This window comes from Acinetobacter sp. NIOH-H-8, from assembly GCF_046635365.1.
GTDB lineage: Bacteria > Pseudomonadota > Gammaproteobacteria > Pseudomonadales > Moraxellaceae > Acinetobacter.
In genome coordinates, this window is the sequence record NZ_JBHDVN010000064.1 from 1 (window position 1) to 14,149 (window position 14,149).

The window sequence follows — 14,149 nt, forward strand, 5'->3', positions numbered from 1 at the left end:
TACTTCATGTACAACCATCATTTTAAAGGCGAAGCTATAATCACGTTGTGTGCGTTTAACTCGTTGTTCTTGTGCATGTTCCATAAAATAAGTCTCTTAAGGTGTAAACTTATTTCAGGACGGGACACTTCCCTAAATAAAAAAGCCTGAATCATTTCAGGCTTTTTTATGGCGATTTCTTTTCATGAATGGACAAATAGACGTGGTGACCTTGTTTCAATGAAATTTAAAACTTGCGCCTTAACCTGCCAATTTCACAGGACGCAGTTTTTCAGTTTTCTCCTGAACAGGGACAGAAATATGTTGATAATGTAGTTGCCACTGATCTTGCTGCTTGCTCAAGACCATACTGAAGCGGCACCATTGTAAAGGAAAATATCGCTCCATCGCCGCATAGGTAATCCGGACATAACCATATACAAAAGCCATATCATTATTGACCTGAATGGTGACCTCCTGCCGTTCAACGCGCATACCTTTGTTGCGCATATATGGGCGGTACTGTTGCCATGCAGCCTGATAAGCCTCGATCCCTTTCAGTTCGGAGCTAATATCAATCAGACAGACATCTGGTCGGCAAAGTTGACGAATTTCGCTGAATTCAAGTGAACAAATAGCTTGATCCCATTTTTGTAAAAATGTCCTGACTTCCTGAGCCAGACATTCTTCCCCTATTATTTTCATTGAATACCTCTCTATAAAGTTTTATTCAGACTTGAAAACCGAGATTTCAAACATCTCATCATTTTTCAGTCTTTCTTGTTTTTCATTATTTTTAATTATGTGGATGGGTCCTGGTTTTACCCATCCCCCATAGATCAGGTCAAAAGTGTGACCTAATACCTAAAATTACACCATTTTTTTAATCATAGGCAAAATTTTCTGATCAACTGCAATCATCAGGTGAATTTTAACTGATTATTTAAATTTTTATGCTCTAGTTTTATTTATCGTTCTTTATATTTCAAAATTGCTTTGATACTTCTCAATTTTTTATTAAGTTCTTATACATTCAAGATAAAGAGAGGAACTAGGAAAACTTCATTTCCTAGTCCTCACTTCAATCTAAAAAATTCAAATAATAGCTTTAGTGTAAGTTTCTTTGTCCATTTCCAGAATTTCAACACAGAGCTGAATCTTTAGCCCTGGCTGCGAGACAATGTGCTGCTGCATGACCTGAAGTACCAGCTTGGAAATTGCTTGACGAATGTCCAGACTACGACCAGTCAGGAGAGAAACTTTAGCATGCACATAAGCCTGATCTGTCTTCTGCTCTAGTCCAATCACAAAATCTTGCTGTACAATCGCCCGGCTTTTTAAATCATTCGGGTCATTAATATAACCGGCGTTAAATAAGGCCTGATGAATTGCCAACATTAAATGTTGGGTTTCGAGCTGCTGAATATTATCTGAATATTCAAGATGAAGGTGAGGCATAAAGCATAGATCCAGGCATGATATAGTGATCAGAAGAGATTGATCTTCGAGTTTGAGGAAGAAGCATAAACCTTCAAACCCGAAGACCGAAAGCACTCATTCGTATAAGAACGTATTAGGCTTTTTTCACATATTCAGATTTGAGCTTCATGGCGCCAATGCCATCAATTTTACAGTCAATATCATGTCCATCAGTTGCATCGGGTAATAGACGAATATTTTTGACCTTAGTCCCGACTTTAACCACTGAAGAAGACCCTTTAATTTTAAGATCCTTAATAACCGTAACTGTGTCGCCATCAGCCAGCAGATTGCCATGCGCATCCTTGATGACCACGGTTTCCTCAGTTGCTTCCCCTTCTTTCCACTCATATCCACATTCTGGGCAGATTAACAAGTCACCATCTTCATAGGTATATTCAGACTGGCATTTTGGGCATTGTGGTAGAGCCATAGCAATCTCGACAAAATAAAAAAAATAAAAGAAAAAACAAAAAATTAAAGCTGAATTATAGCATCTTTGGATAGGTTCATGCTCAAGCTTTAAAAGGATCTCCCGCTCAACTTAATTAACTGAACTTAACCATCCAAAATATGTGGATTGACCAGCCAGGACAAAAGCTGCAATGACTCTTGCCAGCTTAAGTGGCATGCAGATGGCGGTACCAGATCCGGATAACCCACCTGAATAATATGCAGGCTGGTGCCTACAGACACTTTTTCAAAGATGAGCGTGACTTCAATTTCACCTTTGACTTCAGGTGTAGAAAAGCAATCGGTATAGCGCAGTAGCTGGTTGGGAATAACTTCATGATAGGTGCCATGTAAATGATGCTGGGTACCTGTAGCAAAATTGGTCAGGGTGATTTTATAGCTGCCTCCCGGTTTGACTTCGGCATGCTCAACTCTGGCAGTGAAGCCATGCGGTGCCAGCCATTTTGCAATAGCATCTGGATGAATAAAGGCCCGGTACACCCGTTCCGGTGGCGCACTGAATATGCGATGCATTTTTAGGGTATAACTCATTTCAGCCTACCTTTTTTTCTTGTTCTTACTGAAAGATTATTTTTATTTATTATTCGGACGGATCATCCCGATCTCGTCGGCCTCAGTATTTAAATAACTGCCCAACATACTGTACGGCCTAAATATAATTGTTATCTATCCATTTTATAGGATGTATAACAAAAAACTACAGTTGACCCGATCAATACCGCAGGCGATAAAAAACCCGGCTTAACCGGGCTTGAATAAGGAAATTTTGATTAGCTGCTACGCAGTTTGCTTTCGCCCTCTTCCGGGTCGCCTTCATCATCATAGACATAGGCCATACAGCCCCAGCCATCATATTCACCCTGAAATTCAGCGGCAATTCTGGTAAACCATTGTTCCAGATCGACAATATTTTCATAGGTAGGCTGCATATAGACATGAATAGTAATTGTCCATTCCAGCGTATCGCTCTCCTCATCCTGATATAGGCTTATCTTTTGTTCTTCTTTAAGCAAGTGCAATGCACAGCGGTCAGCCTGTTCTTCACTATTAAAGGCTATCGAGAATTCAATTTCATGGTCGTCCTGCAGATCATCACCATCCTGATACATTTGCCACAGTACATGACCATTTTCATCGTCAGGGAATTTGTCATAATCGCGTGCCATAGAGATATCCTTATTATGATGTTTTATTATTCGATTCAGCTTAACTTATTTTATTTGAATTATCGAGTACAGAATATGAAAAAAAATTAACTTTCTCTAAATAACCAGCTGAATTTTATAAATATAAATTTAATAATTTGAGAAAAAAAGCTGCATTTTCATCTAATTAAAAATACCTACGTATCAATCTGCAGATTAAAAAATTTCATCGGTTGATTTGTCTTTTTTAATTGGAGTTAGGAAGCGATCACTGCAGATGGCTCAGACACTTGATTCTGTCGAAGCTCGAGTAAAATGGCGGCGAATTTAAGCTCTTCCAGACGTAAGTTCAGATAAGACTCCTGAATCATGGCTTGGCTCAAGCTTTGTCCTTTATAGTTCATCAGGCGATAATCATCTTTTAAGGATTGCAGCATTTCTCCCAGATTATGAGTATTTAACTGGGACAAATAGAATTCTGCCCTGCTATTAAATGCCAGACTCAAAATCTCGATGGTGCTCTTGCGACGATCTTCATCGACATAGTTACAGCGGGCCACCTGCTGCTGTTCTTTGGCTTGCTCAATCTGTGTTCTGATAGTCAGTAAATGCCGAGCTGCATCAGTATCGTTGTAGCCACTAATGAGCTGATCCAGAAGCTGCGTGACCGGCAGATCAAAACCATGTTGATAGCCCTTGATCTTCTGCTCGAGAGCCTCAACTACTTCTTGCAGTCGCTGCTGTTCTTTGGCCTGCTGATAATAAGCCTGTAAAGCTTTTCGGGCCTGCTGCTCAATATCAGCTTCGGCCTGAGCCTGTAAACTCTGTAAATATGCTTTGACCTGAGCGATATAGGCTTTGAGATCATCCAGCATAATGGAAGCATCAAGCTTGGTTACTTCTACGAAATTTTCAGCCTGCAAGCTGCGGTTAATAATGTATTGTTCGATGTCACAGATATCCTGATATTTTTTATATTTATTCAGTTCAGTTCTGGCACTCCCCAACTGCATCCGTAGCTGGGTCATTTCATAATTTAATTCATCAACTTGTGTTTCATAATCAGCCAATTTACTGCGTGAATGATCCAGATTTTCCTGTAGAGACTGAATATTGTTTCTTGATAATTTCAGGCTATTGAATACCCGTAGCAATACAATAATTAAAACACTTGAGAGAACAAAGAGCGCGCCACTTAGCATCATCCTGTTCCTTACCCCTCGCACCATATATAGGCACTAAAAAATTAAAAATTTATGATGTTTTAAAGTTATTTTGCATAATTTAATGATGATAATCAAAGATAAAAAATGACCATAACTATTTAATATAATTGATCTTTTAAATGATTTTTCACCTATAAAACCTTAATATTTTTATGCCTATCAATTTACTTAAAATGAATCTGTTGGTGATAATCAATTAAAGGGGTTTTTATTTTTATATCGAATTTTATAAGAACAAACCCCTGAGAGACTGCAAATCTTGATAAAAACTGAGTAAAAATAGATAGATCAAACAGTTAAACTAAAGATAAAGTGATAAAGTCCCTTAGATGATTCCTGAAATTTTTCCGGGTACACTTTTTTAATTTCAAAAAATCATTACTTGATAAGACATGATTCAGAACATAATTTTTCTAGAAAACTGCTTAAATTCAACTCGATAATTTTCCGACGATTGAAATAAATTCTGACATTTCTGTTGCATCTTACCGAAATTTAAATATTTATCAGAATCGATACTCATTTTTTGAATGCTTAAATTTTACTAAAATGGTGCAGGTGCAAGAATTTCAACTTTATGACCACTCAAGGGTTGAGTAAAAGTCAGTTCACTGGCATGCAAGGCCATGCGATTAAGAGGACTACGCATTGGTTCCGGATGATAGATTTTATCGCCCGTAATCGGATGACCGATATGCAGCATGTGGACTCTGAGCTGATGTGAACGTCCGGTAATTGGCGTTAGTAATACCCGGCTGATATCTTGCTCAGGCAGATATTCCAGCCGTTGATATAGTGTTTTAGCGGCTTTACCCAGTTCAAAATGTACCATTTGCCGTGGGCGATTTTCCCAGTCAGTAATCAAAGGTACATCGACACTGCCCTCGGTCTGAATTTCTCCCTGTACCAGCGCAATATAGTGCTTGCTGACTGTACGTGCCTGAAACATTTTGCTGACCGCCACTTCAGCATCGCGATGTTTGGCAAACATCAGGATACCAGACGTCGCCATATCCAGACGATGGGTAATTTTGGCATTCGGATAACGCTCTAGTACCCGTAGATAAGCACTGTCATAATGCTCAGGCAAACGTCCCGGAACAGACAACAAACCGGCCGGCTTTTCAATGACGACTAGATCATCATCTTCATACAGAATATGCAATGGGTCTTGAGGCGGCGCGTAGACAAAGTTGTCGTTAATAGGCATGTGCTGTAAGCATTCAGGAGAAAACGCGCAAAATAACAATGTCAGTGAATACTGTCAATCCAGCCCTGTTATAGAATCAATGCCCGACTAAGCTTTGGACGCTGCACTGATGGGAGATACTGAATGACCTGACTGATACTGGGTTTTCAGGCTGTCGAGATCTTCATTTAAGAATGTCATAAGATATTGCTGAACCTGTGACATAGTCAGATTGCGAAATGACACATAGTCTTTGTTCTTCAGGCTAAATAGTCCCAGAATTTTATGTTGAGCTTCGACTTCAATATCACTTTCCAGCCTGAACTCAAGCTGACCTGAGGGCGCCAGTTCATTCAGCGTGATCTGGATCGACTGTTCAGTATCGGGGTCTGTCACGGTAAATGTGGTAATGGCGGCTTGCATTTGTAATTGTAAAATCCGTAACTGTTGCCAGTTAATGGACTTAAAAGTAGAGAGAATTTCTTCTGCCGATAAGCTGCCTAGCTGCTCTGCTTCGTCTTCTTCCTGATGCGGATAACTGATTTCTAATTCATATTTTTTCATGGGACGTGCCCCTTTCTTATATGCAAAATTATCATAGCATTCTGTTTTATTTTTCAAGGATATAATTTGTGAGCAAATATTAAACATATTATATTCTAAATTATTTATATCAAATACTTATAAACAACCGGTGACATTAGAATAGTATTTAAATAAAGGATAATTGAAAGCAATAGGCTGTAAATAAAATAGATTAGATATGTGATTAAAATAGTATTTATTTGAATCTCAAATGAATTTACAGCTATTTAGGAAGAATATACGTGACTGGGTAAGGAAGGTATTCAACAGTTTGGAGGAGAAGATTGTTTTTATGAGAGGAGAAAATTTTGAGGGTGTTGGGAAAACATCTTGATGGTTTACTTCAACTATCACTCTTTGTAAGAAATGATCTTATAGCCTATAAACTTTTGGTCTATAGCGTCCTAAGCCGAATCGAGACCTTTTGGGTTCGTACTGCACTCGCGTTTTGCGCCACTCACAGCATGCTACTCTTTTCGATCCCATCACACCCTTGAGATATATAGTAGCCAAGCTGCGGTAAAATTAATTTCCTAAGATTTTTTAATTTTCCCAGTTTTTGAAAATATTTTTCTTTAAATATATTTATAGAAGAATTTTTTACCTTTTACCTCAAAATAAAGATCTTTTATTGCAGAAAGAGTAAAATTACTGGAATTTATCTTCATTTAAAACTTCATTCTGCTCTAAATTTTTCAAACCGCTATTTTTAGTTTTCCAGCCATTTAATCCGCAAGATAATAATCCACTGTAGAAACCACACGAACTTTCTTTAGATAAGGCGTATTGCTGTCACGATCCTCAATGCTAAACAGACCTTGATTGGCAGTCTTGATTTTCCCAAGACGGCTTTGAGAATCCGCGGCAAACTTTTCTGCCACACTGCGGGCATTTTGCGTGGCCTCTTCAATCATCGCTGGTTTGATGTCATTCAGTTTGGTAAAGATATATTCGGTTCTTTGCCCGGAATCATCACCACCAAAAGCAATGCCCTTTTTACCCAGAGCGACCAGACGGGTTTGCGCTGCACGGACTGCATCAATATTGTGGGTATAAACCGTAATGGTCTGATGCGCGGTATAACGTAAGGCAACATTGGCATCACCGCCGTATTGCTGGGCATATTTATCTGTAGTGACTGGAGAACCGGTGGTAATTTCTTCTGCCTTAAAACCTTCACCTTTTAAGAAAGCCTGAATTTGCTGGGTTTGCAGCTCCATGGTGTCATACAGTTCGGTCAGATCCTGACTGCCGCCACTAAAACGGATGGGCCAGACTGCAACATCGGCTTTAACCTCACGTTCCGATAAACCTTTTACGGAAACAATGCGCTCATATTGTTTAATCTTGACCGCACTATTGCCCAAAATGAATCCGGCGATAATCATTCCCAAGCCGATCAAAGCCCCTAAAATCAAGGCGGGTTTAAACTGATTCATTGATCTGAACTCCTTTTCCATATTGTTATTTTATTGCGAGCATTTTAAGCGTATTAACTGCTCTGTGTAATGCTGATGCGACTATCAGTTTTATTTATTCTTAAAACCTGAGAAAGTTTTATCTCCTAACTGTTCCCCATCAAATATATGGCTATCAGCGGAACCAGATTGAACAGGAATATCCCAACTTTATAGAGGGCCATGCCGCCATAATGAATAGCATCAAAAGTTAGATCTGAGAGCTGAAACCATTGACCATGCAGTTGTTTCACCCAGTCTCGTGCAAAGACAATCAGCAAGAACCAGAGCATTAAAATGCTGTAATTCAAAGCCAATGTATAAAGTAAAAACCGACACCAGAAATCGAGATCCATAGTGATTCCCTGCCTGTAGAGCCATCTATCATTAAGTTAACAGATCAATCAAATCCTCAGGAACTACTGATTTGTATCTGTGATCTAAATGGAAATGGTTTAAATATTTTCAGCTAAAAGTTTCAGTTCTAACTTCCAGCGATCACTTTTTAGCGTACAAACAGATGACGGGTATGATGATTGATATAGGCATTTAAGCCATCGCCATACTGGGCCAGCTGTTTCATATTTTCCACATGCTGATAGCCAGCACTGCTATAGCTATAGGTATACACTTTCGAGGTTTTCTTGAATTGAACCCGAATAAACTCATTGCCAATCTCATAATTGGCCACACCCGAGTCATGATTGAGATCAAGATAATGTTGCAATTGAGCAGCCCTAAACATAATAAACCTATAGTTTTATATGGGGTCAAATTGATCAATTTTCAAACAGAATAAATGATAAAACCCACTGTATAGCGGGTTTTAAATGACGCCCAATATGTCTATAAATCTCATTCTGTACAGCACTTCTGACAGCCCTCTACTTTCTCCCTCGACCAGTTCATTCTTGCCCGTTTATAAGCCAGATCATAATTAGCAAAATATCCAATCAGAATCTGGTTATCAAATTCTGGCAGGTCTTCACAGCCTTCAGTTGCGTTATGAATATAGTGCACGCCTTGGGCAGACTCTTGTTCATCTACAATAAATTTAATCATTCACAGTTCCCCTAATATTATTTTTATAAAGTTCAACCACCAAAAAACCATACAAAAATTATGTCTTTTGCAATCCCATAATAAAATTATGTCTTTATTGAATAAAAATCAAGCAATTTAATGAACAAGATGAGAACCTTTCTTTAAGCAAATATTTCATTAAGAATTAGTGATAAATATTTATTTATCTGACTCTTATAAGGCGGAATTTTCTAGCTTGATTTTCTTTTTTTGACGTATCCAGCGAATCGCCATGATGACTAGCATTACGACCAGCAAGGCAGCTAGTATTGGCAGAAGTAATGACAGAATGGATAACAGAATAGCTCCGATCCATTCTCCGGTTGAGAGTACGGGATTCGCAACACCGCCTGTGGTAGCAGTTGAGAGTCCGCGTGCTGCAACACTGCTCATTTGCACGGCCCCTGCTGTTCCGCCACCGACAATAATCGCTGCGGCCCAAGCTGCAAACTGGGACATTTCTCCACTGCTGGCAGCCATCGTTGTCAGAGTTCCGGCCAGTATGGCTGCAGGCGTTGCAATCGTATCGATGGCATTGTCCACCCAGGGAATATAATACGCAGCGATTTCACAGATAGTCGCGATGGCTAAAGCCAGACAGACTGCCGGCATGGCCAGCCATTCAAAACCGGTCATCGGTTCAAACCAGCCCATCAATGCGGCAATACTCATTATCAGCAAAGGCACAAAAACACGGAAACCAGAGGCTGCACTCAAGCCGATACCGATACATAAACCGAGGATTGTTTCCATGCTGCTTGCCCTTGAGATTTAAGCCATTTTTATAATGTAAATTATACGCTAACAAAAAAGCCCTATGGGGTGATAGGGCTTTTATTTAAAACAGGATCTTCTGTTTTGAATATCGTGTGCTTAGGCAACCTTATCGTTATATTGGGTGCCGAGGCATTTGGTACACGGTGGTAGTCGGTCTGTACCAATTTCTAAGAAGACGCGATGTCCGCATTGAACACAAAAATAGAAACCTGTTCCCGGTTTTGAGCCAGCTGTAACCATCTTTGTTCTCCGTTGTTTTAGAAAATGGTCTAAGCAGTATAACTCTGTTGTGATGAATGTCTATTGTCCATTTTTGTAAATGATAGTGTCGTTTGGGCGAAGTAATATTTCTAAAATGTATCGGTAAAATTAGAGTCCAATTTAGGTACTTCAATACTATTTACTGTAAATAAATTCAAAATATCATCTCTGTCCATAAAAATGATCTGACTTCTACGATTAGCATCTAATTTATTACCTAACCAATTTCTGGCGGCTTTGGTAATTTCACCGCCGGCAATTATATAAGCATGATCAACTAAAACTCTTTTATTAGTTTCTGGATCAAAGATCTCATGCCCTAACATCATTGTAGTTTGGTTATAAATTTCAGCAATATTATGGTTTCCTACTTTAGAAACTCCAGATGAATCTAACTTTCCTTTTTTTACTTGTATCCCAAAATAAATTATATGTTGAGTAGGTAAAGTATATTTCATCCATATATCCTTACCGTACTCCAATGCTTTATCTTTGTGTCCAGCTACAGTTATTCTTTGAAAGCCTAAAATTCGAAATAATGGCAGTAATATATTTTCAATAAGTTGATCTTCAGAGCATTTTTCTAAATAACTTATTAATTGCTCTCTTTTTTTAATTTCTACTTCTGAAAAAATTCGGTGCGGATTTTCAACAGGTTTTATAGTCTGATTATTACTCAAATTTCTAATATATAAATTATTGTCTTCACCGTAAAAAGCCTCAAACCCTTCTCTAGTTAAAGGCTTGTTTAGCTCAATGAGTGCATTGATACGTTGAGGATCATCTTCTGTAGCTTCAGATTTATGCATTAAGGTTCTTAATACATGCACGAATCTCGGTGGTAACATATTTGGTGGACAAGGCTCTTCTAACAATTCCACCAATCTGTCTGATGTCCACGCCCAACGTGTCGAACCATCATGCCTAAAAGGTAAATCACAGTCTTCAAAAAATTCTGAAATATACATACTACTTTTATAATTAAAATAATTTTTATCGCCTATGATGCACTCTGCGATTGCTCTTAAATTTTTACTTTTAAATTTCATATTTTTTTATTTTTCATAAAGACTATTTGCATGTAATTTAATATAAGAATTGAGACCATCTCCAGCCTGAGCCAATTGTTTCATACGCTCCACTTTTTCAATGCCTGCACTGCTATAACTGTATTGATAAATTTTAGTAGTTTCTCTAAATTTCACTCTTATATAAGTTTCACCGATCTCATAGTTAGTGATATTTGAATCACGATCAATATCTTTATAAATTTCCATCATTATTTCCCCAAATAAAAAACACCCCAATTCACATTAGAGCGTTTTTTAAACAATTTCAACAACTTTAATCCACCCCAACCCTCCTTTAAAAAAGGAGGGAGTTCCCCTCTTTAGAAAAGAGGGGTTAGGGGAGATTTTTACTAGTAACTAGAAAAATTAAGCCACATTTCCTTCTAAAAAGTCCTGCGCAAAGCGCTGTAATACCCCACCCGCTTCATACACAGAAACCTCTTCTTCCGTATCCAAACGACAAGTTACTGGCACTTCAATGGTCTGTTTTTTGCCATCTTCAGTCGCACGCTCAATCACCAGAGTCAAAGTTGAACGTGGCGCAATATTACCAATTACGCTATATAGCTCAGTACCATCCAGCTTCAAAGTTTTACGATCTGTACCCGGCTTAAACTCAAGTGGAAGTACACCCATACCGACTAGATTCGTACGGTGAATACGTTCAAAGCCTTCAGCCACAATCGCTTCTACACCTGCCAGACGCACACCTTTTGCTGCCCAATCACGGCTTGAACCCTGACCATAATCTTTACCTGCAACAATGATGAGCGGTTGCTTACGGTTCATGTAGGTTTCAATCGCTTCCCACATACGCATCACTTCACCTTCCGGCTCTACACGCGCTTTGGAACCTTGTTTGATGGTGCCGTCAGAACGTACCACCATTTCGTTATACAGCTTCGGATTCGCCAAGGTTGCACGCTGTGCAGTCAGGTGATCGCCACGGTGCGTGGCATAAGAGTTGAAATCTTCTTCAGGTAAGCCCATTTTCGCCAGATATTGACCCGCTGCTGAATCCAACACAATCGCGTTTGATGGAGATAAATGATCGGTAGTGATGTTATCGCCAAGGATTGCTAACGGACGCATATTTGCCAGAGTACGTGGTGCAGCCAAAGCTCCTTCCCAATATGGCGGACGGCGGATATAGGTACTTTGCGGACGCCAGTCATACAGTGGACTTGCTGCCTGCTCACGCTCACCCAGATCGAACATTGGAATATACACTTTCTTGAATTGCTCTGGCTTCACGGACTCTTTCACCAAAGCATCAATTTCTTCATCCGATGGCCAGATGTCTTTCAGGTAAATCGGATTGCCATCTTTGTCTGTGCCTAGGGCATCTTTCTCGATGTCAAAGCGGATCGTACCGGCAATCGCATAAGCCACAACAAGCGGTGGAGATGCTAAAAATGCCTGCTTCGCATATGGATGGATACGGCCATCAAAGTTACGGTTACCAGACAATACCGCTGTCGCGTACAGGTCACGGTCTATAATTTCTTGCTGAATCTTCGGATCAAGCGCGCCAGACATCCCGTTACAGGTGGTACATGCATAGGCCACAATACCAAAGCCGAGTTTTTCCAGATCTTTGAGGACACCCGCTTCTTCTAAGTACAATGCTGCTGCTTTAGAACCTGGCGCAAATGATGATTTCACCCAAGGTTTACGCACTAGACCCAGCTCATTAGCTTTACGCGCTAATAAGCCCGCTGCCACGGTATTACGTGGGTTAGACGTATTGGTACACGAGGTAATCGCCGCGATGATGATTGCACCATCTGGCATTAAGCCATCAGTACGGTTTTCTACCACACCCGTAATGCCTTTTTCTTTCAGGTCAGACGTTGATACACGCGCATGTGGATTGGATGGACCAGCGATGTTACGGGTGACAGTCGATAGGTCAAAACGCAGTACACGCGGATATTCTGCCTGAATCATTTCAGATGACCACAGACCTACTTCCTTGGCATAGGTTTCAACCAGTTTCACCTGTTCAGACTCACGACCAGTCAGCGTCAGATAATCAATGGTGTTTTGATCAATATAAAACATGGCCGCAGTTGCACCATATTCCGGGGTCATATTGGAAATCGTGGCGCGATCACCCACTGACATGCTGTCTGCACCTTCACCAAAGAATTCCAGATAAGCGCCAACCACACGTTCCTTACGCAGGAATTCAGTTAAGGCCAAAACGATATCCGTTGCGGTGATGCCCGGCTGACGTTGGCCCACCAGTTCTACCCCAATAATATCCGGCAGACGCATCCACGATGCACGGCCCAGCATCACGTTCTCAGCTTCCAGACCACCAACACCAACCGAAATTACGCCTAATGCATCGGTATGTGGGGTATGAGAGTCTGTCCCCACACAGGTATCCGGAAATGCCACACCATCGCGGTTCTGAATCACGGGTGACATTTTTTCCAGATTGATCTGGTGCATGATGCCATTACCAGCAGGAATCACATCGACATTTTCAAACGCAGTTTTAGTCCATTCAATAAAATGGAAACGGTCTTCATTACGGCGGTCTTCTACCGCACGGTTTTTCTCAAATGCATCTGGGTCAAAGCCGCCGTATTCCACTGCTAGCGAGTGATCGACAATCAGCTGCGTTGGAACCACTGGATTGACTTTAGAGGGATCACCGCCCTGATTAGCAATTGCATCACGCAGACCGGCAAGATCGACCAGTGCTGTTTGCCCTAAGATGTCATGACACACTACACGCGCCGGATACCAAGGAAAATCATGTTCCTGTTTATGCTCAATCAGTTGACGTAAAGACTGTTCTAAAATCGCAGGGTCGCAACGGCGTACTAGCTGCTCAGCCAGCACTTTAGATGTATAAGGAAGTTTGGCATATGCGCCTGGCTGAATATCTTCTACGGCTTGACGCACGTCATAATATTCCAGCTGGGTACCTTGCAACGGTTTCCGGTAGTTATTGTTCATAGCTTGCCTGCCCTCTTTCATTACTCTTTTTATTCATCAAAATATCTTGATGACTTGTTTTTTAATAAAGGCATTGTACGCTGTCGAAAGTCCATTTCCCAAATCTTATAATTTTCAAAAGCTTAAATAACAACAATGGCATTTTTACCAAAATTACTGACCCATACTTTAGAATTTTGACTCTAAATTGCATTTTTTCTGAAAAATAGGCCTAAATCTGTCTCATTCTTTAGTATGAGATGGGGATAAAGGCATAAAAAATAATCGATTTATTAGAATCACTTTAAGTATAAATTTCCTCTGTACACGACAAATTTCATAGGATCCTTGTCCTATCAGGCTTTTTCTTTCTTAAAATTGCTAGCACTTTCTTAAATTCTTCTTTTTTTCCAAAACCAATCAAACGTAGAATAGCCATTTGAACATAGTCCAAACCGTAGCGAAATAAACT

At 40.0% G+C, this 14,149-nt stretch carries 17 protein-coding genes and 1 pseudogene; all 18 read right to left on the reverse strand.

What is annotated here, in order from left to right:
• Positions 1-240 precede the first annotated feature (240 nt).
• Positions 241-684 carry a YybH family protein gene (locus ACEWB7_RS15425; protein WP_125279105.1) on the reverse strand — a complete coding sequence of 148 codons (444 nt, stop codon included), beginning with the start codon at positions 682-684 and terminating at the stop codon, positions 241-243.
• A 390-nt stretch (positions 685-1,074) separates the two neighbouring features.
• On the reverse strand, positions 1,075-1,437 hold the full coding sequence (locus tag ACEWB7_RS15430; RefSeq protein ID WP_125279104.1) for a 5-carboxymethyl-2-hydroxymuconate Delta-isomerase: 363 nt from the start codon (positions 1,435-1,437) through the stop codon (positions 1,075-1,077).
• A 115-nt stretch (positions 1,438-1,552) separates the two neighbouring features.
• On the reverse strand, positions 1,553-1,891 hold the full coding sequence (locus tag ACEWB7_RS15435) for a zinc ribbon domain-containing protein YjdM (protein ID WP_034705280.1): 339 nt from the start codon (positions 1,889-1,891) through the stop codon (positions 1,553-1,555).
• Positions 1,892-2,016: 125 nt separating this feature from the next.
• Complete coding sequence (locus ACEWB7_RS15440) at positions 2,017-2,463, reverse strand: SRPBCC domain-containing protein (RefSeq protein ID WP_411580952.1); 447 nt, start codon at positions 2,461-2,463, stop codon at positions 2,017-2,019.
• A gap of 239 nt (positions 2,464-2,702) precedes the next feature.
• Positions 2,703-3,098 (reverse strand): ribonuclease E inhibitor RraB, encoded by a 396-nt coding sequence (locus ACEWB7_RS15445; RefSeq protein ID WP_034171734.1) that lies wholly within the window; start codon positions 3,096-3,098, stop codon positions 2,703-2,705.
• Positions 3,099-3,334: 236 nt separating this feature from the next.
• A complete protein-coding gene (locus tag ACEWB7_RS15450) occupies positions 3,335-4,279 on the reverse strand; it encodes a DUF4041 domain-containing protein (RefSeq protein ID WP_125279103.1) in 945 nt (314 codons plus the stop codon).
• Between the two features lie 568 nt (positions 4,280-4,847).
• Positions 4,848-5,513, reverse strand: a complete 666-nt coding sequence (locus ACEWB7_RS15455) for a pseudouridine synthase (RefSeq protein ID WP_125279102.1) — start codon at positions 5,511-5,513, stop codon at positions 4,848-4,850.
• Between the two features lie 87 nt (positions 5,514-5,600).
• Positions 5,601-6,056, reverse strand: a complete 456-nt coding sequence (locus tag ACEWB7_RS15460; RefSeq protein ID WP_125279101.1) for a hypothetical protein — start codon at positions 6,054-6,056, stop codon at positions 5,601-5,603.
• Between the two features lie 746 nt (positions 6,057-6,802).
• Positions 6,803-7,516 carry an SIMPL domain-containing protein gene (locus ACEWB7_RS15465; protein WP_005237113.1) on the reverse strand — a complete coding sequence of 238 codons (714 nt, stop codon included), beginning with the start codon at positions 7,514-7,516 and terminating at the stop codon, positions 6,803-6,805.
• A gap of 125 nt (positions 7,517-7,641) precedes the next feature.
• On the reverse strand, positions 7,642-7,890 hold the full coding sequence (locus tag ACEWB7_RS15470; RefSeq protein ID WP_125279100.1) for a DUF6868 family protein: 249 nt from the start codon (positions 7,888-7,890) through the stop codon (positions 7,642-7,644).
• 149 nt (positions 7,891-8,039) lie between these two features.
• Complete coding sequence (locus tag ACEWB7_RS15475) at positions 8,040-8,261, reverse strand: hypothetical protein (RefSeq protein WP_004785142.1); 222 nt, start codon at positions 8,259-8,261, stop codon at positions 8,040-8,042.
• A gap of 128 nt (positions 8,262-8,389) precedes the next feature.
• The gene (locus ACEWB7_RS15480) at positions 8,390-8,596 is read right to left on the reverse strand and encodes a hypothetical protein (RefSeq protein ID WP_125279099.1); all 207 of its coding nucleotides are present in this window, start codon (positions 8,594-8,596) and stop codon (positions 8,390-8,392) included.
• A 195-nt stretch (positions 8,597-8,791) separates the two neighbouring features.
• Complete coding sequence (locus tag ACEWB7_RS15485; protein ID WP_125279098.1) at positions 8,792-9,370, reverse strand: DUF4126 domain-containing protein; 579 nt, start codon at positions 9,368-9,370, stop codon at positions 8,792-8,794.
• Positions 9,371-9,490: 120 nt separating this feature from the next.
• Positions 9,491-9,688: a zinc ribbon-containing protein gene (locus ACEWB7_RS15490; RefSeq protein ID WP_257229525.1), complete on the reverse strand. Its 198-nt coding sequence runs from the start codon at positions 9,686-9,688 to the stop codon at positions 9,491-9,493.
• Positions 9,689-9,744: 56 nt separating this feature from the next.
• Positions 9,745-10,704 (reverse strand): hypothetical protein, encoded by a 960-nt coding sequence (locus tag ACEWB7_RS15495; protein WP_312308461.1) that lies wholly within the window; start codon positions 10,702-10,704, stop codon positions 9,745-9,747.
• Between the two features lie 6 nt (positions 10,705-10,710).
• A complete protein-coding gene (locus ACEWB7_RS15500; protein WP_125279096.1) occupies positions 10,711-10,932 on the reverse strand; it encodes a hypothetical protein in 222 nt (73 codons plus the stop codon).
• A gap of 159 nt (positions 10,933-11,091) precedes the next feature.
• Positions 11,092-13,698 carry a Fe/S-dependent 2-methylisocitrate dehydratase AcnD gene (gene acnD / locus ACEWB7_RS15505; RefSeq protein WP_312308456.1) on the reverse strand — a complete coding sequence of 869 codons (2,607 nt, stop codon included), beginning with the start codon at positions 13,696-13,698 and terminating at the stop codon, positions 11,092-11,094.
• A 316-nt stretch (positions 13,699-14,014) separates the two neighbouring features.
• Positions 14,015-14,149 (reverse strand): annotated as a pseudogene (locus ACEWB7_RS15510) (IS4 family transposase); the annotation flags it as partial.

What these genes read in the sequence shown, in the direction of transcription:
- ACEWB7_RS15425 (WP_125279105.1), bottom strand. Translation starts at nt 684, where the DNA reads ATGAAAATAATAGGGGAAGAATGTCTGGCTCAGGAAGTCAGGACATTT.
- ACEWB7_RS15430 (WP_125279104.1), bottom strand. Translation starts at nt 1,437, where the DNA reads ATGCCTCACCTTCATCTTGAATATTCAGATAATATTCAGCAGCTCGAA.
- ACEWB7_RS15435 (WP_034705280.1), bottom strand. Translation starts at nt 1,891, where the DNA reads ATGGCTCTACCACAATGCCCAAAATGCCAGTCTGAATATACCTATGAA.
- ACEWB7_RS15440 (WP_411580952.1), bottom strand. Translation starts at nt 2,463, where the DNA reads ATGAGTTATACCCTAAAAATGCATCGCATATTCAGTGCGCCACCGGAA.
- ACEWB7_RS15445 (WP_034171734.1), bottom strand. Translation starts at nt 3,098, where the DNA reads ATGGCACGCGATTATGACAAATTCCCTGACGATGAAAATGGTCATGTA.
- ACEWB7_RS15450 (WP_125279103.1), bottom strand. Translation starts at nt 4,279, where the DNA reads ATGCTAAGTGGCGCGCTCTTTGTTCTCTCAAGTGTTTTAATTATTGTA.
- ACEWB7_RS15455 (WP_125279102.1), bottom strand. Translation starts at nt 5,513, where the DNA reads ATGCCTATTAACGACAACTTTGTCTACGCGCCGCCTCAAGACCCATTG.
- ACEWB7_RS15460 (WP_125279101.1), bottom strand. Translation starts at nt 6,056, where the DNA reads ATGAAAAAATATGAATTAGAAATCAGTTATCCGCATCAGGAAGAAGAC.
- ACEWB7_RS15465 (WP_005237113.1), bottom strand. Translation starts at nt 7,516, where the DNA reads ATGAATCAGTTTAAACCCGCCTTGATTTTAGGGGCTTTGATCGGCTTG.
- ACEWB7_RS15470 (WP_125279100.1), bottom strand. Translation starts at nt 7,890, where the DNA reads ATGGATCTCGATTTCTGGTGTCGGTTTTTACTTTATACATTGGCTTTG.
- ACEWB7_RS15480 (WP_125279099.1), bottom strand. Translation starts at nt 8,596, where the DNA reads ATGATTAAATTTATTGTAGATGAACAAGAGTCTGCCCAAGGCGTGCAC.
- ACEWB7_RS15485 (WP_125279098.1), bottom strand. Translation starts at nt 9,370, where the DNA reads ATGGAAACAATCCTCGGTTTATGTATCGGTATCGGCTTGAGTGCAGCC.
- ACEWB7_RS15495 (WP_312308461.1), bottom strand. Translation starts at nt 10,704, where the DNA reads ATGAAATTTAAAAGTAAAAATTTAAGAGCAATCGCAGAGTGCATCATA.
- ACEWB7_RS15500 (WP_125279096.1), bottom strand. Translation starts at nt 10,932, where the DNA reads ATGGAAATTTATAAAGATATTGATCGTGATTCAAATATCACTAACTAT.
- acnD (WP_312308456.1), bottom strand. Translation starts at nt 13,698, where the DNA reads ATGAACAATAACTACCGGAAACCGTTGCAAGGTACCCAGCTGGAATAT.